Source organism: Candidatus Chloroploca mongolica (genome assembly GCF_004762035.2).
GTDB classification, from domain to species: domain Bacteria; phylum Chloroflexota; class Chloroflexia; order Chloroflexales; family Chloroflexaceae; genus Chloroploca; species Chloroploca mongolica.
The window spans coordinates 1-15,469 of record NZ_SIJK02000086.1; the positions used below are offsets into that span (position 1 = coordinate 1).

21 protein-coding genes are annotated in these 15,469 nt (G+C 56.0%); 7 read left to right on the top strand and 14 right to left on the bottom strand.

Annotated features, from left to right (window positions below):
• Positions 1–367: 367 nt before the first annotated feature.
• The 3 genes from EYB53_RS23475 to EYB53_RS23485 form a co-directional block, all read right to left on the bottom strand.
• Positions 368–1,021 (bottom strand): peroxiredoxin-like family protein, encoded by a 654-nt coding sequence (locus EYB53_RS23475; protein WP_205712747.1) that lies wholly within the window; start codon positions 1,019–1,021, stop codon positions 368–370.
• A gap of 208 nt (positions 1,022–1,229) precedes the next feature.
• Entirely contained in the window at positions 1,230–1,400 is a 171-nt protein-coding gene (locus EYB53_RS26800; RefSeq protein ID WP_135481697.1) for a type II toxin-antitoxin system RelE family toxin, read from the bottom strand.
• The gene (locus EYB53_RS23485; protein WP_135481699.1) at positions 1,387–1,596 is read right to left on the bottom strand and encodes a hypothetical protein; all 210 of its coding nucleotides are present in this window, start codon (positions 1,594–1,596) and stop codon (positions 1,387–1,389) included. Before EYB53_RS23485 ends, EYB53_RS26800 begins: the two co-directional genes overlap by 14 nt.
• Before the next feature lie 417 nt (positions 1,597–2,013).
• Between EYB53_RS23485 and EYB53_RS23490 the strand changes: the two genes are divergently transcribed.
• A complete protein-coding gene (locus EYB53_RS23490; RefSeq protein ID WP_135481701.1) occupies positions 2,014–2,274 on the top strand; it encodes a TfoX/Sxy family protein in 261 nt (86 codons plus the stop codon).
• Between the two features lie 229 nt (positions 2,275–2,503).
• Here the strand turns inward: EYB53_RS23490 and EYB53_RS23495 are convergent, their stop codons facing one another.
• From EYB53_RS23495 to EYB53_RS23515, 5 genes are all read right to left on the bottom strand, one after another.
• The gene (locus EYB53_RS23495) at positions 2,504–2,716 is read right to left on the bottom strand and encodes a hypothetical protein (RefSeq protein WP_205712748.1); all 213 of its coding nucleotides are present in this window, start codon (positions 2,714–2,716) and stop codon (positions 2,504–2,506) included.
• A 262-nt stretch (positions 2,717–2,978) separates the two neighbouring features.
• On the bottom strand, positions 2,979–3,317 hold the full coding sequence (locus EYB53_RS23500) for a type II toxin-antitoxin system PemK/MazF family toxin (RefSeq protein WP_135481703.1): 339 nt from the start codon (positions 3,315–3,317) through the stop codon (positions 2,979–2,981).
• The gene (locus EYB53_RS23505; protein ID WP_097650331.1) at positions 3,317–3,553 is read right to left on the bottom strand and encodes a ribbon-helix-helix protein, CopG family; all 237 of its coding nucleotides are present in this window, start codon (positions 3,551–3,553) and stop codon (positions 3,317–3,319) included. Before EYB53_RS23505 ends, EYB53_RS23500 begins: the two co-directional genes overlap by 1 nt.
• 351 nt (positions 3,554–3,904) lie before the next feature.
• Positions 3,905–4,153, bottom strand: a complete 249-nt coding sequence (locus EYB53_RS23510; RefSeq protein WP_097651938.1) for a DUF433 domain-containing protein — start codon at positions 4,151–4,153, stop codon at positions 3,905–3,907.
• 185 nt (positions 4,154–4,338) lie between these two features.
• Positions 4,339–4,959: an MBL fold metallo-hydrolase gene (locus EYB53_RS23515; protein WP_097651937.1), complete on the bottom strand. Its 621-nt coding sequence runs from the start codon at positions 4,957–4,959 to the stop codon at positions 4,339–4,341.
• A gap of 357 nt (positions 4,960–5,316) precedes the next feature.
• Here EYB53_RS23515 and EYB53_RS23520 point away from each other — a divergent pair, with 357 nt between their 5' ends.
• Positions 5,317–5,706 (top strand): GxxExxY protein, encoded by a 390-nt coding sequence (locus EYB53_RS23520; protein ID WP_135481705.1) that lies wholly within the window; start codon positions 5,317–5,319, stop codon positions 5,704–5,706.
• A gap of 78 nt (positions 5,707–5,784) precedes the next feature.
• Positions 5,785–6,117, top strand: a complete 333-nt coding sequence (locus EYB53_RS23525; protein ID WP_135481707.1) for a TfoX/Sxy family protein — start codon at positions 5,785–5,787, stop codon at positions 6,115–6,117.
• A gap of 44 nt (positions 6,118–6,161) precedes the next feature.
• Here the strand turns inward: EYB53_RS23525 and EYB53_RS23530 are convergent, their stop codons facing one another.
• From EYB53_RS23530 to EYB53_RS23540, 3 genes are all read right to left on the bottom strand, one after another.
• Positions 6,162–6,434: a hypothetical protein gene (locus EYB53_RS23530; protein WP_135481709.1), complete on the bottom strand. Its 273-nt coding sequence runs from the start codon at positions 6,432–6,434 to the stop codon at positions 6,162–6,164.
• The gene (locus EYB53_RS23535; RefSeq protein ID WP_097651933.1) at positions 6,431–6,751 is read right to left on the bottom strand and encodes a type II toxin-antitoxin system RelE family toxin; all 321 of its coding nucleotides are present in this window, start codon (positions 6,749–6,751) and stop codon (positions 6,431–6,433) included. Before EYB53_RS23535 ends, EYB53_RS23530 begins: the two co-directional genes overlap by 4 nt.
• 96 nt (positions 6,752–6,847) lie before the next feature.
• Positions 6,848–8,077: a DUF3179 domain-containing protein gene (locus tag EYB53_RS23540; protein ID WP_135481719.1), complete on the bottom strand. Its 1,230-nt coding sequence runs from the start codon at positions 8,075–8,077 to the stop codon at positions 6,848–6,850.
• Between the two features lie 288 nt (positions 8,078–8,365).
• On the opposite strand from EYB53_RS23540, the gene EYB53_RS23545 reads away from it, so the two are divergent.
• The 3 genes from EYB53_RS23545 to EYB53_RS23555 all read left to right on the top strand — a co-directional run bounded on the left by EYB53_RS23545 (position 8,366) and on the right by EYB53_RS23555 (position 11,639).
• Positions 8,366–9,235: a UbiA family prenyltransferase gene (locus EYB53_RS23545; protein ID WP_135481721.1), complete on the top strand. Its 870-nt coding sequence runs from the start codon at positions 8,366–8,368 to the stop codon at positions 9,233–9,235.
• A gap of 201 nt (positions 9,236–9,436) precedes the next feature.
• Positions 9,437–10,396 (top strand): GDP-mannose 4,6-dehydratase, encoded by a 960-nt coding sequence (locus EYB53_RS23550; RefSeq protein WP_135481723.1) that lies wholly within the window; start codon positions 9,437–9,439, stop codon positions 10,394–10,396.
• 130 nt (positions 10,397–10,526) lie between these two features.
• On the top strand, positions 10,527–11,639 hold the full coding sequence (locus tag EYB53_RS23555; RefSeq protein ID WP_135481725.1) for a nucleotidyltransferase family protein: 1,113 nt from the start codon (positions 10,527–10,529) through the stop codon (positions 11,637–11,639).
• A gap of 111 nt (positions 11,640–11,750) precedes the next feature.
• Here EYB53_RS23555 and EYB53_RS23560 read toward each other — a convergent pair whose 3' ends face one another.
• Positions 11,751–12,374 carry a CvpA family protein gene (locus EYB53_RS23560; protein ID WP_135481727.1) on the bottom strand — a complete coding sequence of 208 codons (624 nt, stop codon included), beginning with the start codon at positions 12,372–12,374 and terminating at the stop codon, positions 11,751–11,753.
• A gap of 325 nt (positions 12,375–12,699) precedes the next feature.
• Between EYB53_RS23560 and gap the strand changes: the two genes are divergently transcribed.
• Positions 12,700–13,725 carry a type I glyceraldehyde-3-phosphate dehydrogenase gene (gene gap / locus EYB53_RS23565; RefSeq protein ID WP_097652427.1) on the top strand — a complete coding sequence of 342 codons (1,026 nt, stop codon included), beginning with the start codon at positions 12,700–12,702 and terminating at the stop codon, positions 13,723–13,725.
• Positions 13,726–13,779: 54 nt separating this feature from the next.
• On the opposite strand, the gene EYB53_RS23570 is transcribed toward gap, so the two are convergent.
• The gene (locus tag EYB53_RS23570; RefSeq protein WP_135481729.1) at positions 13,780–14,166 is read right to left on the bottom strand and encodes a zf-HC2 domain-containing protein; all 387 of its coding nucleotides are present in this window, start codon (positions 14,164–14,166) and stop codon (positions 13,780–13,782) included.
• A gap of 87 nt (positions 14,167–14,253) precedes the next feature.
• A complete protein-coding gene (locus tag EYB53_RS23575) occupies positions 14,254–15,042 on the bottom strand; it encodes an RNA polymerase sigma factor (protein ID WP_135481731.1) in 789 nt (262 codons plus the stop codon).
• Positions 15,043–15,469 lie beyond the last annotated feature (427 nt).

The following is a 15,469-nucleotide window of genomic DNA, read 5'->3' on the forward strand; positions in this document are numbered from 1 at the left end:
TTTCGTTCTCACCAGCATCCAGGATCGATAGATACTATTATACGAGGGGTCTTCCATGCACCGCCGTGAAGATTCCTCACTGCGTTCGGAATGACATGGATGGCGTTGCCCCCCGCTGCGCTTGCCGTTGCCCCCCGCTGCGCTTGCCGTTGCCCCCCGCTGCGCTTGCCGTGTCACCCCGAGCGGAGCGAGGGGTCTTCCATGCGCCGCAGGGAAGATTCCTCACTCCGTTCGGAATGACATGGCTGGCGTTGGCCCCCCTTGGTGCGGGCACTGAACCAGCAACCCATCCCCATGCCGCGACGCTTGTGCCCCGAACCTTGGCCAACGACACCGCCACCTTCGTACGAAAAAAACGAACGTCATGTTATAACGCAGCGAGGATCGCGGCTGGTTCAAGGCGCCGCGTATAGTCAGGGTGAACAAAAGCCAGGTGAATGATGCCATCGCGCCCAATGACAAAAGTTCCCGGCATAGGCAATTGCCAACTCGTATCGCCATTGCTCTGCTCAAGATCAATCTTCATCGCAAGATAGCGTTCGCGCACGTCGTCATCGAGTTGAAAGACCAACCCATACTGTTGCGCCACCTTGTTACCAACATCGCTGAGCACGGGAAAAGCGAGTTCATTCTGTTCAACCGTGGTCAGCGAGCCATCGGGCAACTGAGGCGAAATGGCGACCAGCGTTGCGTGACGAGCCTGGATCTGCGGAAGTGCCCGCTGATAGGCACGGAGTTGCAGGTTGCAGTAGGGACACCAGGCCCCTCGGTAGAAAGCGAGCACTACCGGGCCTTCCGCCAGCAGCGTACTGAGCTGAACCATTGACCCGCTGGCATCTGGGAGCAGAAAATCCGGGGCGACTGCTCCGACGCCAAGGGCATTGCGTTCGATATGCGCCTCGACCAGCTTTGCACTCACGGCCTGCGAACGCGCCAGGCGCTCAGGCGCAATTGTCGCCGCCAGATCGGCTGCGTATGACGGTACCATCTCGTTTATCAACGCATCAGCTTGATTTCTCATCGCAGAAACTCCTCTATACATTTGCACTTGTGCTCTTGTTGTCTTTGGGGAACGAGGCCTGCAAAGCTGGCCTCGTTCCCATCCACGCCGCATGCGCGACCAGGTGTGTGCCGCCATGCGCCGAAGACAATGCTGCGTTGCGCACCGAAGCGGCGTCTGTCGCATGGGTGCATCGATGCATCCATACATGCGGTTTGCTCACGCTTGCTTATGGAAAGTAGCGATAGATGTCACGGCGATGAAGGAATCGCACGACGGTTATCGTGTCGTCTTCGACGAACAGCCCAAGCCGGTAATCGCCGATCCGAATGCGATAATACGGATCTTCTTCAGGTCTTTTGCAAAACTCCGACGGAAGATGATCTTCACTGCTTGGCACCTAAAAGGGCAAAGATTTCATCCCGACTGACGATCTCAGTCGCTTCCCCTTCTTTAATAGCCTGCACGAATGCGCTATCTTCGAGCGCCTCGGCCATAAGTGCAGAGAACCACTCGCGCCGTTGCTCAAGCACCTCAACCAGCGCTTCTTTCAGAAGTGCCTTGAGCCGGGCTTCATCGGAAAGTGTCACCGTCATGGTTTCCTCCATCAGACCCGTAGGTATAGCACCATTCCGTATCCAAGTACTATTCTAGCACGTTCTTCATGGCCTTAGTAGAAGACCATTACGCTAACGTGCCCTCGGGAAGGGCATACGTTCGTTGATACTATGTCTGGTATGACTATTTATCATGCCAGTAAATCTATGTCAAGATGGAGCGAAGGTGGTGAGCCGCCCAAACCATTTAGATTACAGATTGCCGCGTTGATCTATAATGGAGCACGAAGGTGTCAAATGCAACCGGGCGCGTGGATAAGGTTAGTAGAGTATCCGCAGATTACGCAGATTTCCGCAGATTATGATCTGAATCGTAATCTGCGGAAATCTGCGTAATCTGCGGACAATTCCCGCATATGCGTAACATAGGGCCACCCAGGTCAAAGGAACCCAACGATGGCGTTTGATGACAATCTGGCGCGACGGGTGCGGGAGATGCTAGCGGAACAGCCTGCGTTGCGTGAACGCAAGATGTTTGGCGGGTTGGCGTTTATGCTGGCCGGCAACATGTGCTGCGCGATCCTCGGTGACGAATTGCTGGTACGGGTTGGCCCCGAGCGCTATCACGAGGCGCTGGCGCAACCATATGCGCGCATCCGCACCGTCAATGATTTCCAAAATGCGCTTCGCATAACACGCGGAAAAATCCACCCCTGACGCACTCGTTAAGACTTCTATGCGCAGCGGTGGGTTTCCCATCCGAATAATCTTATTGGCTTCCAAAAAGAGCGCTGAGGTGACTTCCGGTGCCGCAAATCCGAACGCATGTAACGCCGCCACCACCCGATCCGCATTATCAAGATGCATGGCGATCCAAATATCCATATCGCCCGTCGCCCGCGGGTAACCATGGTACCCAACCGCATAGCCACCAAGCAGTAGATACTCAACTTGATGGTCGTTCAGCAATTGTAAGAACGCTTTGAAGTCGGGCGGTAGTAATATCGTAGCCATACATCACCTGACGCATCAATTCCAGAGCGGCGATTCGGTCGAGCGGGTGTTGTTGCTGCCAATACGCTTGATCGCCCGATTCCTCAGACAATGAGACGATCGAGAAGTGGCGCTTATCCATCCTGGTCGTCATACGAAGATCCATCCGTGATTCTCCTTGGCAGGTATCCGGTATCTATTGTAGCACGCCGCACTCACTCTACGCAGCCGACACCCTTGCTAGCCAACGCCAGGCTGTCAGTCGCGCGCCGGCGGACTGACACTGATGTTCCCAAGCTGGAACGCAGTCTACTTCATACCAGCGCAGAAAGTCGCCCCGCTTCCGGCGAGTCGGCTGCACGCAATGTTGGGCCGCGTTGGGGAGAGGAAACGCTTCAGGTCGTCAACTGCGTTCCGGGAGACTTTACCTACAGGTCAAGGACCACGCGCAAGCCGTGATCGACGTCCGCGAGCGTTGTCGGCAAGACCTGTCCGACCTGCTCATCAAGCTCCGTCTTGTCGAGGGTGATGAGTTGCGACACGTTGATCACGGAGTCTTTGGGTAAGCCGGACTCGCGTGCCCGGAGCACGACGTTCCCTGGTGCGGCTGCGAGCCGGAGATTGCTCGTGATCACGGCAACGATGACGGTTGCGATACGGCTCCGCGTAAATGCATCGGCTTGAACGAGCAGCACCGGGCGACGGAACGCCGGGCCTGACCCACTGGCATCGGGAAGGTTTGCCCACCACACATCACCGCGTTGCATTACCAATCGTCCCCCGCAAGAAGGCGCCGCTGGGCTGCGTTGAATGCCGGGTCGAGGGTACTTGATTCTGCGTCGTAGACCTGGTCGAGTGCGGCGGTAATCTGCGCAGTGTGATGGGCGTCGAGATAGACTTGGAGGGCACGGGCGAACAGCTCGCTGCGCGAGAGCCCCTGCGCACGAGCGTACTCTTCAGCTGCCTTGAACAAGGCATCAGGGATGGATATCGCCGTCTTCATACCAATGAGTATAACCCGAGTTATACCAGTAGTCAAGGGCGTTGCTGGTGGAAGATAGGGCGATTGCATCATACGAAATCGGATACAACGGGGCACCCGCAAGGGATGGCCGTACCGGGGCGGGGCACCCGCAAGGGGTGCCCTTGCGGGTGCCCTGATAGACCGGGAATGCCTTTGAACTGCTTCTGGATGCCAAAATCGCTCCGATCCAGCCGATCAGCTACACGCGCTTGTTGGGCTGCAGCTTAGGAGGGTTTCCGGGCGAAACGTACCCGCTTTTCGGTTACGACGACGAACTGGCCCGGTAATTGGTCAGCATGCTGGTGCAACAATCGTTGGAGGGTCGCGCATCTACCCCTCCGTCGCTACCAAGGGCATGAAGGTGGTTGCTTCTAGCGCCCTGGTGGCGAACAGGAGACATGCACGAATATCATCGGGAGTGAGGCCATGATACTCATCAAGAATATCAGCGATGGTTGCTCCCGAAGCCAGCAATTTGAGCATATATTCGACGGTCAGCCGGGTTCCACGGATAACGGGTTTACCAACCATTACACGGGGGTCGAGTGTAATCCGTTCCAGCAAAGCATCGTCTTGCATAGCCACCTCCTGCCGATATTATACACCGATTGTACTGGCGTGGGGGTGGTGTTGACAACCAGTGGTATCGATATGGAGAAGACGTTGGCTATGGCGGCCGAACCGGCCGGCATAACCCGCGCGCGGAGCGATAGCGGAGCGCGTCGGGTTCATGCCGTTGTTGGGCAGCGCGAACGCCAAGAACATCATGCGGATGATCGTTGGTCTGGCGTTTCATCTATCGCCCTGATTGGACCGTGCGCGGGATACACCCGCGTGGCGCCATGCGCCCGGAGAAGTCCCCAGCTTGCCAGAGCCACGGGGTTGTCGAAGGCATATGCTTCCGGCGGAAGATCCCCGGTGAAGACTGTGCCGTCATCGAGAAGGAGCGAGACACAATGATCGGAGTGGCCGGGTGTATGCAGGATTTCTCCTGCAATTCCGATCTGGCTGAGGAGCTGACGACTCTGGTCAAATGAGATGGTGACGTTGCCATCTCGTGTAATATCGACGTATTTGTCCCATGGCTTGGTCCAAGTCTTCATGATGGGGATGGCGTCGCTCTGGACATCGAGTACGAGGAGGGAAACGCCTTCCCGTTTCAATTCCTCGGCAAGACCCGCATGGTCAATGTGATAGTGGGTGGCGAGGGCGTAGCGGATCTCATGGAGAGGGACGCCCATCTTCTTGAGGTTCGCCTTCATGGTTCCAAGGGTCCCTGGCCAGCCAATGTCGACGAGTAAGCGAGAACTACCCGCGCTTACAACCCAATAGTTGGTTGAGCGGTAACCGACATTCACAATCGTTACGGGTGTTGTTTTAGCCATAGTTCGTTGAGTACCGCCCAACATGAAGTAAACGCCGTTTTCGCCTGCGAAACGTACTTCTATATCTGCTCTACCGCACTTCTGCCTGCTATACGTACTTCCATCCCTGCTCCACCGCGATGATACCATCCTCACCCACGTTCCGCTATGCTACGAGGCGTATCTGCTGTCTATGCTACCTTCCGTCATGCTCCACGGCAGCATCACAGCGTTGATCTATAATGGATCACGATCGTGTCAAATGCAACCGGGCGCGTGGATAAGGTTAGTAGAGTATCCGCAGATTACGCAGATTTCCGCAGATTATGATCTGAATCGTAATCTGCGGAAATCTGCGTCATCTGCGGACAATACAGTATGGACAAGAAACGCGACGAACAGACGCATGCAATTATTGGCGCGGCCATGGCCGTTCACCGCGAGCTAGGTCATGGCTTTCTGGAGGCCGTGTATCAGGAAGCGCTGGAGTTGGAATTTATTCGTCAGGGCATTGCCCACGAGCGTGAAGCAGCGATCCGCATCTACTACAAAGGCCAGATGCTTCACACTCACTATTGTGCCGACTTCATTTGCTTCGATGCTGTGATTGTCGAATTGAAGGCACTTGAGCAACTCACAACCAGGGAAGAGGCCCAGTTGATCAACTATCTCAAGGCCAGTGGCAAACAAAAGGGCCTGCTCTTAAACTTTGGTGCGAAAAGTCTCACATACAAGCGCATGGTTCTCAATCTGCGCGAATCTACATAATCTGCGTAATCTGCGTCATCTGCGGACAATTCCAACAGATGCGTAACATAGGGCCACCCAGGTCAAAGGAGCCGAACGATGGCGTTTGATGACAATCTAGCGCGACGGGTGCGGGAGATGCTAGCGGAACAGCCTGCGTTGCGTGAACGCAAGATGTTTGGCGGGTTGGCGTTTATGCTGGCCGGCAACATGTGCTGCGCGATCCTCGGTGACGAATTGCTGGTACGGGTTGGCCCCGAGCGCTATCCCGAGGCGCTGGCGCAACCATATGCGCGCATTCGCTCGCTCGCCGGGCGCACGATGAACGGCATTGTTGTCGTGGCCCCCGCAGGGCTCGCGTCGGACGAAGCCCTGCAGTCGTGGGTGATGCAGGGCGTGGCCTATGCAACGTCATTGCCGCCGCGAGGCTAAGGGAGGTTGGCCAAGTCATTCACGGATGTTTACGCAGTAGATAATCATGGACGCCCGGTTTTTTCTAGTTCTTCATCAATTTCTGCCACAACGGCAGCGAGGGGACGTCGGGATTTCCCGCGTGCGCTGCGCGCATCAAGAAACTGCTGAAACGCAAAACTATTCCGCAGCTGTTCCACCTCGCCCGCAAAATCGTCAGCTTCTGCGATCAAGTATTCTTTCCCGTTCGGCGCACGCAGAACCACCGGCCCTTCTTGAATGAATTCCAAAAACTGCCGCATATCGACCGATTCATCTGTCAGGTCGAGGTGTTTCATAGCTTGACCACCTTTCCACGAATGTACAGCACGTTGTGCTCTTTATGCCCAACCGAAATAATGATGACCAGCGCCGCATCATCCGGTCCCACTGTATCATCGTGTTCAATTTCATAAAACACCCGATACTTCCCGATGCGCAGTTCCCACGTGGCAATCGGATTATCGCGTAATCGCTTGCGATTTACGGTTTCCTGATGTGGCTCATACGCTAATTGGGTAAGGATCCCATCAGTGATCGCTTTTCGTTCGTATGCCCGGTAATACGATAAATCGTGCTCTGCTTCGTCCGTAATCTCGATGTGATACTGAGGCATTACACTATCACCTCATCACCAATACCGCTTGATAGCAGGAGTATAGCATACCTGAGTCGAGACAGCTTCCGGGAAGCTTGAGAGCTTCCCGGAAGCTTAGCGATAGATCCTCGTGTCGGGTCGAAAAGCTGCCCACGAGAACCAGAAATGGTTGACGGCAACCACGGGATCTAAGTGGGCACCCCCAAGAGGTCCATCAACAGCCCGCCCAAGCACATCCCAGCTACTTCCCGTTTCCTGGTCTCTCAGGCGTTCGCCGTCGAACGCAAAGGTCAGACGCTGCCCATCAAGCACTCGGTGATACGCAGCGGCAGTGCCTACGTCACGCCCTCCCGCCACCGAGTCAGCATCCAGCGCCGAGGCCGTTCCCGCTTGCCAGAGCACAACAATCGGCTCGTTGCCCACGGTGTCATTCACCGCACGCGCCACGGACAGCACCTCGTACGGGTAGGCCACCGCTTCGCCTGCCAACTCAACGGTCAATACGCGGGCCGTCGCTGGCAGTATGTCTGGCGTCGTCGGCCCATCGTACAGGAAGGGTGGACGATTCACATCGTCATAGCCAGCATAGGGATTGCGCCCATAATTGCGGCTAAACCCCGTCTCACGCGAAAGCACGCGACCATCGGGATAAATCGTCAAGAACTCCTCCCAGGCAATGATGGTCGCTGGCACAAAGCTAAGCCGCGAACCAGCAAAAGTGCCGGCGATTGCCTCGCCTGTCGCCTGTTGCCACCAACTTTCGGTCTGACGATCGTACATGATCAAATTGCTATAACGCAACCGCCCCGTTGTGCCAAAATCGAGCACCTGCTCGCCAACGCGCCGGTCGAACGCGATCGCCGTATTGCACAACGGGCAGAAGGTCACCGCGACAGGCTGCTCGCCAACCGTATCATTGACAATCTCGTGCCACATCAAAACCTGGAGCGGATAGGCACGCACGTCTTCGCCAAGCGCTACCAGCACGACCGGCTCTTGCGGCGCCAACCAGGCATCGGCTTCCGCTACACTGACAAATTGGGGCGTATCAATGGCCGGAATGCCATCTTTGGGCGGGCCACCCGACAAAATCTCATCGTACGGAACCGTATGGTGGCTAAAATCAGTCGTGAACTCACCCGCGCCATCCGGGAGGCGTTCGTCGGGCAACAGGGCCGGTGTGACTGGCGAAGGCGCCGCCCCTGTCGCCGGAGCCGACCCCGTTGCAAGAGGGGCAGGCGTTGGCGTGGCAGGCGCAACCGTCGCTGATGGCGCAACCGTCGCCGTGCCGCACCCCATCAACACAATGCCGACCAACCCCACTAAGAGCAGAGCGCGATCCATAACAAGTACCTCGTCGATCAATCAAGCATAGGGGACACCTCTCCACTCTAGCTGATCAACCCGCCCCTGTTTGTGGGCAAGCTTACAGAAGCTAGGTCTTGTCTGCTCCCATCACTCATGCACGCACCTGGGCGCAGCAACCCTTGTGCCTCCTTGCGGGGCAACGGATCGCAACCCTTTGCGCCTTTGCGCCTTTGCGTCAAAAACACGCCTTATTTGCAGAGGATTTGCATCTAGCTTGCCATAGTGAAGGTGTGAATTTGGTATCATACCCGTCAAGGAGGGCCTATGCAACAGTCAGTAACACTAGGGCAAAAATTCAAGGGCGCACTGCAATTGTTTCGCCCTGAACTCCCGCTGGCGGCGGGGTTGTGTGTGGTCATTGGGCAGGTCGTGGCCCTGGGCCGTCTCCCTGCTCTGTCCCTTGTGGGCCTCGGCTTTGGGTGTGGTTTCTTGCTCTCAGCTTCGGCGTTGATTACCAATGACTACTTTGATCGCGAAGTTGATCGCATCAATGCGCCCCAGCGTCCGCTGCCGTCTGGTCTACTTACCCCGTTTGAGGTGATGGCGCTTGGCCTTGCGACGGCTCTGCTGGGCCTTGGCGCAGCGTGGATCTTGGGCCCGGTGGCGTTTGGCGTAAGTGTTTTGATCTGGTTGCTTGGCTTTGCGTATAACGCCAAGTTTAAGGCGACCGGGTTGTGGGGCAATCTGATGGTTAGTACGTCAGTGGGTAGTACGTTTCTCCTTGGCGGGATCAGCGTCGGTCAGCTCTGGCATCCAGCGATCTGGTTGCTCGCGGGCATCACGTTTTGCTTTGATCTCGCCGAAGAGATCGCCGGTGATGCGATGGATGCCGAGGGCGATCAGTACCTCGGTTCACGTTCGCTGGCCCTGGTCTATGGCCGCGCCACTGCGCTGCGCGTTGCGGCAGTGCTCTTCGGTGTTGTCGTGGTAGTGACCTTGCTCGTCGTTGTGCTCGGCAATCTGCTGCTCCAGCAAGTGCTGACTATCCTTGTCACGAATCTGCTGATCATCTTTTTTGTCGTCAGACTCCTGCGCAGTCAAACACCTGCCGAGGGGCGTCAGGCGATGCGCGGGCTCTATCTCAGTGGCTCCCTCGGCTTGCTCGGCTTTTTACTCGCGATGGTGTTTGTCTGAGGCCGCCTGGTGGTTTTCCAGAAATGAATCGACTGTAAGCGGTGCATCAGTTCAAGCGAAATGTTCGCCCCTTTGCGTCAAAAAAACCCGCCGCTGCGCCTACGGGGCAAAAGATCTAACACCTTTGCGCCTTTGCGCCTTTGCGTCAAAAAACCCGCCGCTTCCGCTTGTCAACTGCCAAAAATCGGCTATAGTAGTGTCATGAATGTGCTTATTACCGGCATCAATGGCTTCGTTGGCAGCTATCTGGCTGAATACTTGCTTGCCCAGGGCAAGGCGCAGATCTGGGGCGTGACCCGTGCGCCCGGTCGCCTGCCGCCCTTTCTCGCTGGGCAGGTTCACGAGATCCATGCCGACCTCACTGATGCTGCGGCGACCCTTCGCGCCGTTGAACAGGCCGAGCCGGCGGTGATCTATCATCTCGCTGGCCAGCCTTTTGTGCCCGAGTCGTTCCGCGATCCTGCGGCGACCCTTCAGACCAATACGCTTGGTGCGTTGCATATCTTTCTCGCCCTGATCGCGCTCCGTAGCTCGTCTCGCGTGCTCGTGGTGGGTACCAATGAAGAGTATGGCTTGATTACCCAGGCCGATCTGCCTCTGACCGAGCAGACGCCCCTGCGCCCGACCAATCCGTATGGCGTCAGCAAAGCTTCCCAGGGCCTGCTGGCCTATCAATATCATTTGAGTCACAGCCTCGATACGATCAGGCTGCGCCCGTTTACCCATATTGGCCCGCGTCAGAACGAGCGTTTTGTCACTGCCGCCTTTGCGCGCCAGATCGCCCGCATTGAGCGCGGCCTTCAACCTGCGACGCTCCAGGTTGGCAATCTCAGCGCCCGTCGTGATTTCACTGATGTCCGTGACGTTGTCCGTGCGTATGCGCTCGCTGCTGAAAACGGTGAGGCCGGGGCCGTTTATAATGTGGCTTCGGGTCAGGCCGTCATGATCCGTGCCCTGCTCGATATGTTGCTCGAAGCCAGTGGCATTGAGATCGAAGTGTGCCAAAATCCCGAGTTAATGCGCCCGATCGATATTCCTCTGGTGGTTGGTGATGCCTCCCGTTTGCACGAGGCGACAGGTTGGCAACCTCAGATCCCTTTGCGCCAGACCCTCGGTGATATTCTTGACTTCTGGCGTGCTCAGGTCGTGGCGTCATTATGATCCATGTGTCCCCTCAGATATGCCTCAAAAATGTGAACCCTCGGAAGAATATCTTCTTCGCCTCGTTCTATTTCTATGTAAGTCGGTTCTCTCAGACAACATCAGTCTGCAATGACGCTAAGGAGCACGTATGAAAGCCGTCATCCTCGTTGGTGGTCTTGGCACTCGTCTGCGACCCTTGACCTGCAATACTCCTAAACCGATGATCCCGCTCGTGAATCAGCCCTTTATTGAGTGGATGCTCTTGCGTCTGCGTGACCAGGGCATTTCTGAAGTCGTTCTGGCCGTGCAGTATCTGGCCGAACGCTTTCGGCATGCCTTTGGTGATGGCTCGCGTCTTGAGATGAAACTGCATATTGTCGAGGAACCCGAACCCCGTGGTACGGCAGGGGCCGTGAAAAATGTTGAACATCTGCTCGATGGGCCAACCTTTATCTTTAATGGTGATGTGATGACCGATCTTGATCTGCGGGCGATGCTCGCCTACCATCAAGAAAAGCAGAGCAAAGTGACGATTGCGTTGACGCCTGTGGAAGATCCGACCCAGTTTGGCCTGGTGGAGACCGAGCGCGATGATCGGGTCAAGCGTTTTCTCGAGAAGCCGCGGGTTGAGGATATTACGACCAATCTGATCAATGCCGGTACCTATGTCATCGATCCCGAGGTGCTGCGCTATGTGCCACCCAATCAGTTCTATATGTTTGAGCGTGGCCTCTTCCCCGTCATCATGCAGATCGGCGATCCAATGTATGGCTATTCAACGCGGGCCTACTGGACGGATATTGGCAAACCGCAGACCTATATTGATGTTCACCATGATATTCTCATTGGTAAAGTCAAGTATGATTTTCGTGGCGAGCAGATTGCCGATCGTGTCTGGGTCGAAGGTGATGCGACGATCCACCCGTCCGCGCAGGTGGTTGGCCCCGTGGTCATCGGCAATGGCACGGTGATCGGGCGCGGCGCACGCATTATTGGCCCGACCGTTATCGGGCCTGGCTGCCAACTAGGAACTGATGTCTCGCTCGAAGGGGCGATTCTCTGGGAGAAAAACATCCTCGAAGAGGGGGTCACGATTCGCAATAGTGTGCTGGGGGCCAACAATACCATTGGGGCCAAAACCTACCTCACCGATGGGGCCATCATAGGTGACGATTGCTCGTTTGGGGCCGAAAATCGCCTCGAGCGCGGCATTCGCATCTGGCCTGGTACCATCCTTGGTGATAAAGCGATCTCTTTTTAATTCTAAATATGTCCTAACACAAAGACGCAAAGGCGCAGAGCGCATAAAGTAAAAATACTTCTTGCTCCCTCTGCGCCTCTGCGTTAAAACCCCCGCGCCTCTACCCACACGCTAACGCTTGCCAATCGTACGCTCGATCTTCTCACTCAACCGGCGATCAGCCTCCGAGAGGCTTGGTGCCTCGGCTACCGAAGTCTTTCGTGCCGCCTGATGCTCAAGCCCATTGCGGATAAGCTGCACGAGAATAAAGAGGATCGTGCTCGCGACCAGGCCCAGCACAAACCAGGGCAACCCGCGTACCAGAAAATCAGCCGGGGCCGAGTCGGCAATCAGTTGGGTCGCGCTGGCACCCCAGATCTGTTCGGCATAACGCAGCAGGTAGCCAAGCAGCAACCCACCATTCACAACGCCGAGTACGACCCCAAACAGACGGCTGAAGAGGCTCACTGATTGCACCCGTGTTCGCCTGGGACGGAGCAAACTGCTGCCTCCATAGCCAATCACCCCCGTAATGGTGAGAAACCCGAGTGTAATCAGCAAAAAGAGGGGCCATTCAGTCTGGGTGGCTTGAAAGGTTGCGCTAAACCATTCGCCGAGCCGCACATGCCACAGGTCAAAGACAATCGCGGCCAGCAATGTCCCCGCCAGGGTGGGCATCGTTCGCCGGATTCCCTGCAACCCACCAACTATCCCGGTCAGCACCAGCAACACCAGAACCGTTATGCTCAGAGCCATGGGGTGCTCCTTACCCGATAATTACTACCAATTATAGCATATTTTTTACTCTAGATACAAACACATATGTATTCGTATCTAGGGGCCGCAGGCCCCCAAATCGCGCACCAGCCGCGTCACTGCATTCGTATGGAACCCCTGCCCGCACACCGGGCTGGGTTCCCATAGGAAAAACCAAAACTCCCTGATCGCAGCGCATAAAGCATGCTATAATAGCCCCTATGCTCGATCCCTCACTGATAGTCAAGGTAGACAGCTACAAAAATAGTGGCATCAGTTGGAGGAAAGGCACTGAATAACCGCGAATGGGAAGGAGGCTCTCTCCATGGTGCGTATCGCGATCAATGGCTTCGGCCGGATCGGTCGGCAGAGCTTCAAAGCAATGCTGGAAAATCATCCCGACGAGTTCGAGATCGTCGCGATCAATGATTTGACCGACAACGAGACCCTTGCACATCTGCTTCGTTACGACTCGACCTATGGCCCGTTTGATGGCGAGGTGACAGTGACCGAAGATCAACTCATCGTGGAGTATGACGATACTCGCTATGAGATTGCAACGCTCGCCGAGCGTGACCCCGCTGCCCTCCCCTGGGCCAAGATGGGTGTCGATATTGTCATCGAGTCAACCGGGCGCTTTACCGAAGCCGAAAAGGCCAAAGCACATCTCGACGCAGGGGCCAAAAAGGTGATTATCACCGCGCCTGCCAAGGGTGAGGATATTACGATCTGTCTGGGCGTCAATGAAACATCATACGACCACGACAACCATCATATCATTTCTAATGCTTCTTGTACGACCAACTGTCTCGCCCCGGTGGCCAAGGTGCTCAATGATCGGTTTGGCATTCAGCGTGGTTTGATGACCACGATCCATGCCTATACGATGGATCAGAACCTGCAGGATAATGTCCATAAGGATCTGCGCCGTGCCCGTGCTGCCGCCGTTAATATGGTGCCCACCACCACTGGTGCCGCCAAGGCTGTTGCGCTGGTCATCCCCGAGCTCAAGGGCAAGTTCCACGGCTATGCGATCCGTGTGCCTACGGCGACCGTTTCGGTGGTCGACTTTGCCGTGATGCTCAATCGCCCGACGAGCGTTGAAGAGATCAATGCCGCCTTCCGTGAGGCCGCCGAGAGCGAAGAGCTCGAAGGCATTCTTGGCGTCAGCGATCAAGAGCTTGTCAGTAGCGACTTTATCGGTACGACCTTCAGTACCGTGGTTGACTTGCCCCTCACCCACAACATGGGCGATGATTTCTTCAAGGTCATCTGCTGGTATGATAACGAGTGGGGCTACTCGGTGCGCATTGCCAACCTGACGGCTTATATTGCCGATCACTTCGCCTAAACTGGCTCGGTCAGTACAGCAAAAACTGCCAGCAAGGCTGGCAGTTTTTGTTGTTTAAGGCAGCAGTGTCCAGCGGTAAAATGATGGTTGCCCAGCCAGTTCATTTGGCATGAGCGACGCCTCTAACAGGTTGACTTCGGCGCGACAGTGTGGACAGTACTCGAGATGCTGTTTGATGGCACTTGCTTCTTCTGCGTCAAGCAACCCCTGACAATAGTCAACAAGCATCTCGGTTGAAGGGCACTCGAGTCGGTAGAGCCGCTGGCGTAAGAGTGTTTGCATCCTGCGCAAGCGTGTGACCCACTGGCTACAGTGCGAACATGTGCGTACGTGGGCGAGAGTCTCTTCGTCTGCTTCCCCGTCAGCAACCGCAAGCAGGGCGATCCCGCTCAGTGCTGGCGAGTCGATGCAGCCTTCGTTACCATACTCCTCAATGCTCATACCTCTGCGCTCCTGGCATTCATGGCCGGTCTTGCCATCTGTCCCGCATGGTATGAAACGTAATTTGAGCCTGGATTTTACCGATAGCTATTCGCTGATGAGTTGACGTAGTTGCTGGTTGCGACTCAAGCGCCCTAGCACATTGCGCTTGACGTTGTAGACGTCGTTGACCGAGTTGAAGAGCTCACGGTGTTGCCCATAGAGTGCTCGTGGGGTAAGACCAAGCACGAACGAGCTATAGATAACAATCCGTTCGACGTCGCTCTGCAGTTGCTCATCAATGAAACGCCAGAATTCCTGTCGGTCAACGCGATTGACGGCCTCTTCATCAGGTGCCGTCAGGTTTTCGTGATGGTAGATCAGGGTCTCTTCGGGCAGCATCTCTGACCAGGATTGAGCGCGCACGCTATCAATGACGACGCTCGTCGCACAGAGTTGCAGGTATTGCAGCAGGGCAGCCAGGGTGGGAAAGGAGGGAAAGCGCTCGGGCCCAATCGCCCGCCAGAATTTGGTAAAGGCACCGACGACAAAATACTCGCTGCTCTCGCCACTGCTGACGAAGGCCCCACTCCGTCGAATCCACCCTTCAACAAGCGCGCTATAGTGCTGATACAACTGTGCCCAGGCTTGTTCGTCACGCTCAACCAGCGCCCGCCGGAAGAGTTCGTAGCTGTACCATGTATTGTGGGCTTGACCCCGATAGAAGCGCTCGCTTTCGGTTGCACAGCAGCGTACCAGCGTCATCAAGTCCATCTCGGCTAGCAAGGTTGCATCAACCACCGATGGGGTGTCGTGCGCGTGGCGCTGCTTTGATGGGGCGCGGTGGATGACACTAGATTTTGGGTGAGCGCACCTCTCGATCGTCTGCGTAATCATGATCTCCTCAACTCTTGCGCTGTGGCTGGCAGCAACCGCAGGGCCATGCCAGTTCCATAGGCTCTATGCAAGGGGTGCCCATAGTGGCACCACTGTCGTTCTGCTTCCGATTCTAGAGGCTTGCAGAAAGGCTGAGAAGATCGTGCGATGATCAAATGATGACAAACGCGCCTACCACAACACCGTGTCAGACGCGTCTCATTGTTCTGTCATTCAGTAGGCTGTAACGTACGTTTTCTGGCATGCGCCCAGCCGTGTCATGCTGAGCGCAGCGAAGCATCTCTGCCGTCGAGACGCCTGAGAGCCTTCGCTGCGCTCCTGAGAAACAAGCCGTGTTGTCGGCTACAGCGTGTCCTCTGTCATTCCGAACGGAGCGGAGCGGAGTGAGGAATCTGCCCTGATCCGCACGGAAGACCCCTCGTATAAT

Coding starts and splice junctions, on each gene's coding strand:
- EYB53_RS23555 (WP_135481725.1), top strand. CDS start 10,527: ATGAAAGCCGTCATCCTCGTTGGTGGTCTTGGCACTCGTCTGCGACCC.
- EYB53_RS23520 (WP_135481705.1), top strand. CDS start 5,317: ATGGACAAGAAACGCGACGAACAGACGCATGCAATTATTGGCGCGGCC.
- EYB53_RS23490 (WP_135481701.1), top strand. CDS start 2,014: ATGGCGTTTGATGACAATCTGGCGCGACGGGTGCGGGAGATGCTAGCG.
- EYB53_RS23535 (WP_097651933.1), bottom strand. CDS start 6,751: ATGCCTCAGTATCACATCGAGATTACGGACGAAGCAGAGCACGATTTA.
- EYB53_RS23575 (WP_135481731.1), bottom strand. CDS start 15,042: ATGATTACGCAGACGATCGAGAGGTGCGCTCACCCAAAATCTAGTGTC.
- EYB53_RS23525 (WP_135481707.1), top strand. CDS start 5,785: ATGGCGTTTGATGACAATCTAGCGCGACGGGTGCGGGAGATGCTAGCG.
- EYB53_RS23500 (WP_135481703.1), bottom strand. CDS start 3,317: ATGCAACGCGGTGATGTGTGGTGGGCAAACCTTCCCGATGCCAGTGGG.
- EYB53_RS23530 (WP_135481709.1), bottom strand. CDS start 6,434: ATGAAACACCTCGACCTGACAGATGAATCGGTCGATATGCGGCAGTTT.
- EYB53_RS23560 (WP_135481727.1), bottom strand. CDS start 12,374: ATGGCTCTGAGCATAACGGTTCTGGTGTTGCTGGTGCTGACCGGGATA.
- EYB53_RS23510 (WP_097651938.1), bottom strand. CDS start 4,153: ATGCAAGACGATGCTTTGCTGGAACGGATTACACTCGACCCCCGTGTA.
- EYB53_RS23475 (WP_205712747.1), bottom strand. CDS start 1,021: ATGAGAAATCAAGCTGATGCGTTGATAAACGAGATGGTACCGTCATAC.
- gap (WP_097652427.1), top strand. CDS start 12,700: ATGGTGCGTATCGCGATCAATGGCTTCGGCCGGATCGGTCGGCAGAGC.
- EYB53_RS23495 (WP_205712748.1), bottom strand. CDS start 2,716: ATGGATCTTCGTATGACGACCAGGATGGATAAGCGCCACTTCTCGATC.
- EYB53_RS23485 (WP_135481699.1), bottom strand. CDS start 1,596: ATGACGGTGACACTTTCCGATGAAGCCCGGCTCAAGGCACTTCTGAAA.
- EYB53_RS23570 (WP_135481729.1), bottom strand. CDS start 14,166: ATGAGCATTGAGGAGTATGGTAACGAAGGCTGCATCGACTCGCCAGCA.
- EYB53_RS23545 (WP_135481721.1), top strand. CDS start 8,366: ATGCAACAGTCAGTAACACTAGGGCAAAAATTCAAGGGCGCACTGCAA.
- EYB53_RS23515 (WP_097651937.1), bottom strand. CDS start 4,959: ATGGCTAAAACAACACCCGTAACGATTGTGAATGTCGGTTACCGCTCA.
- EYB53_RS23540 (WP_135481719.1), bottom strand. CDS start 8,077: ATGGATCGCGCTCTGCTCTTAGTGGGGTTGGTCGGCATTGTGTTGATG.
- EYB53_RS23505 (WP_097650331.1), bottom strand. CDS start 3,553: ATGAAGACGGCGATATCCATCCCTGATGCCTTGTTCAAGGCAGCTGAA.
- EYB53_RS23550 (WP_135481723.1), top strand. CDS start 9,437: ATGAATGTGCTTATTACCGGCATCAATGGCTTCGTTGGCAGCTATCTG.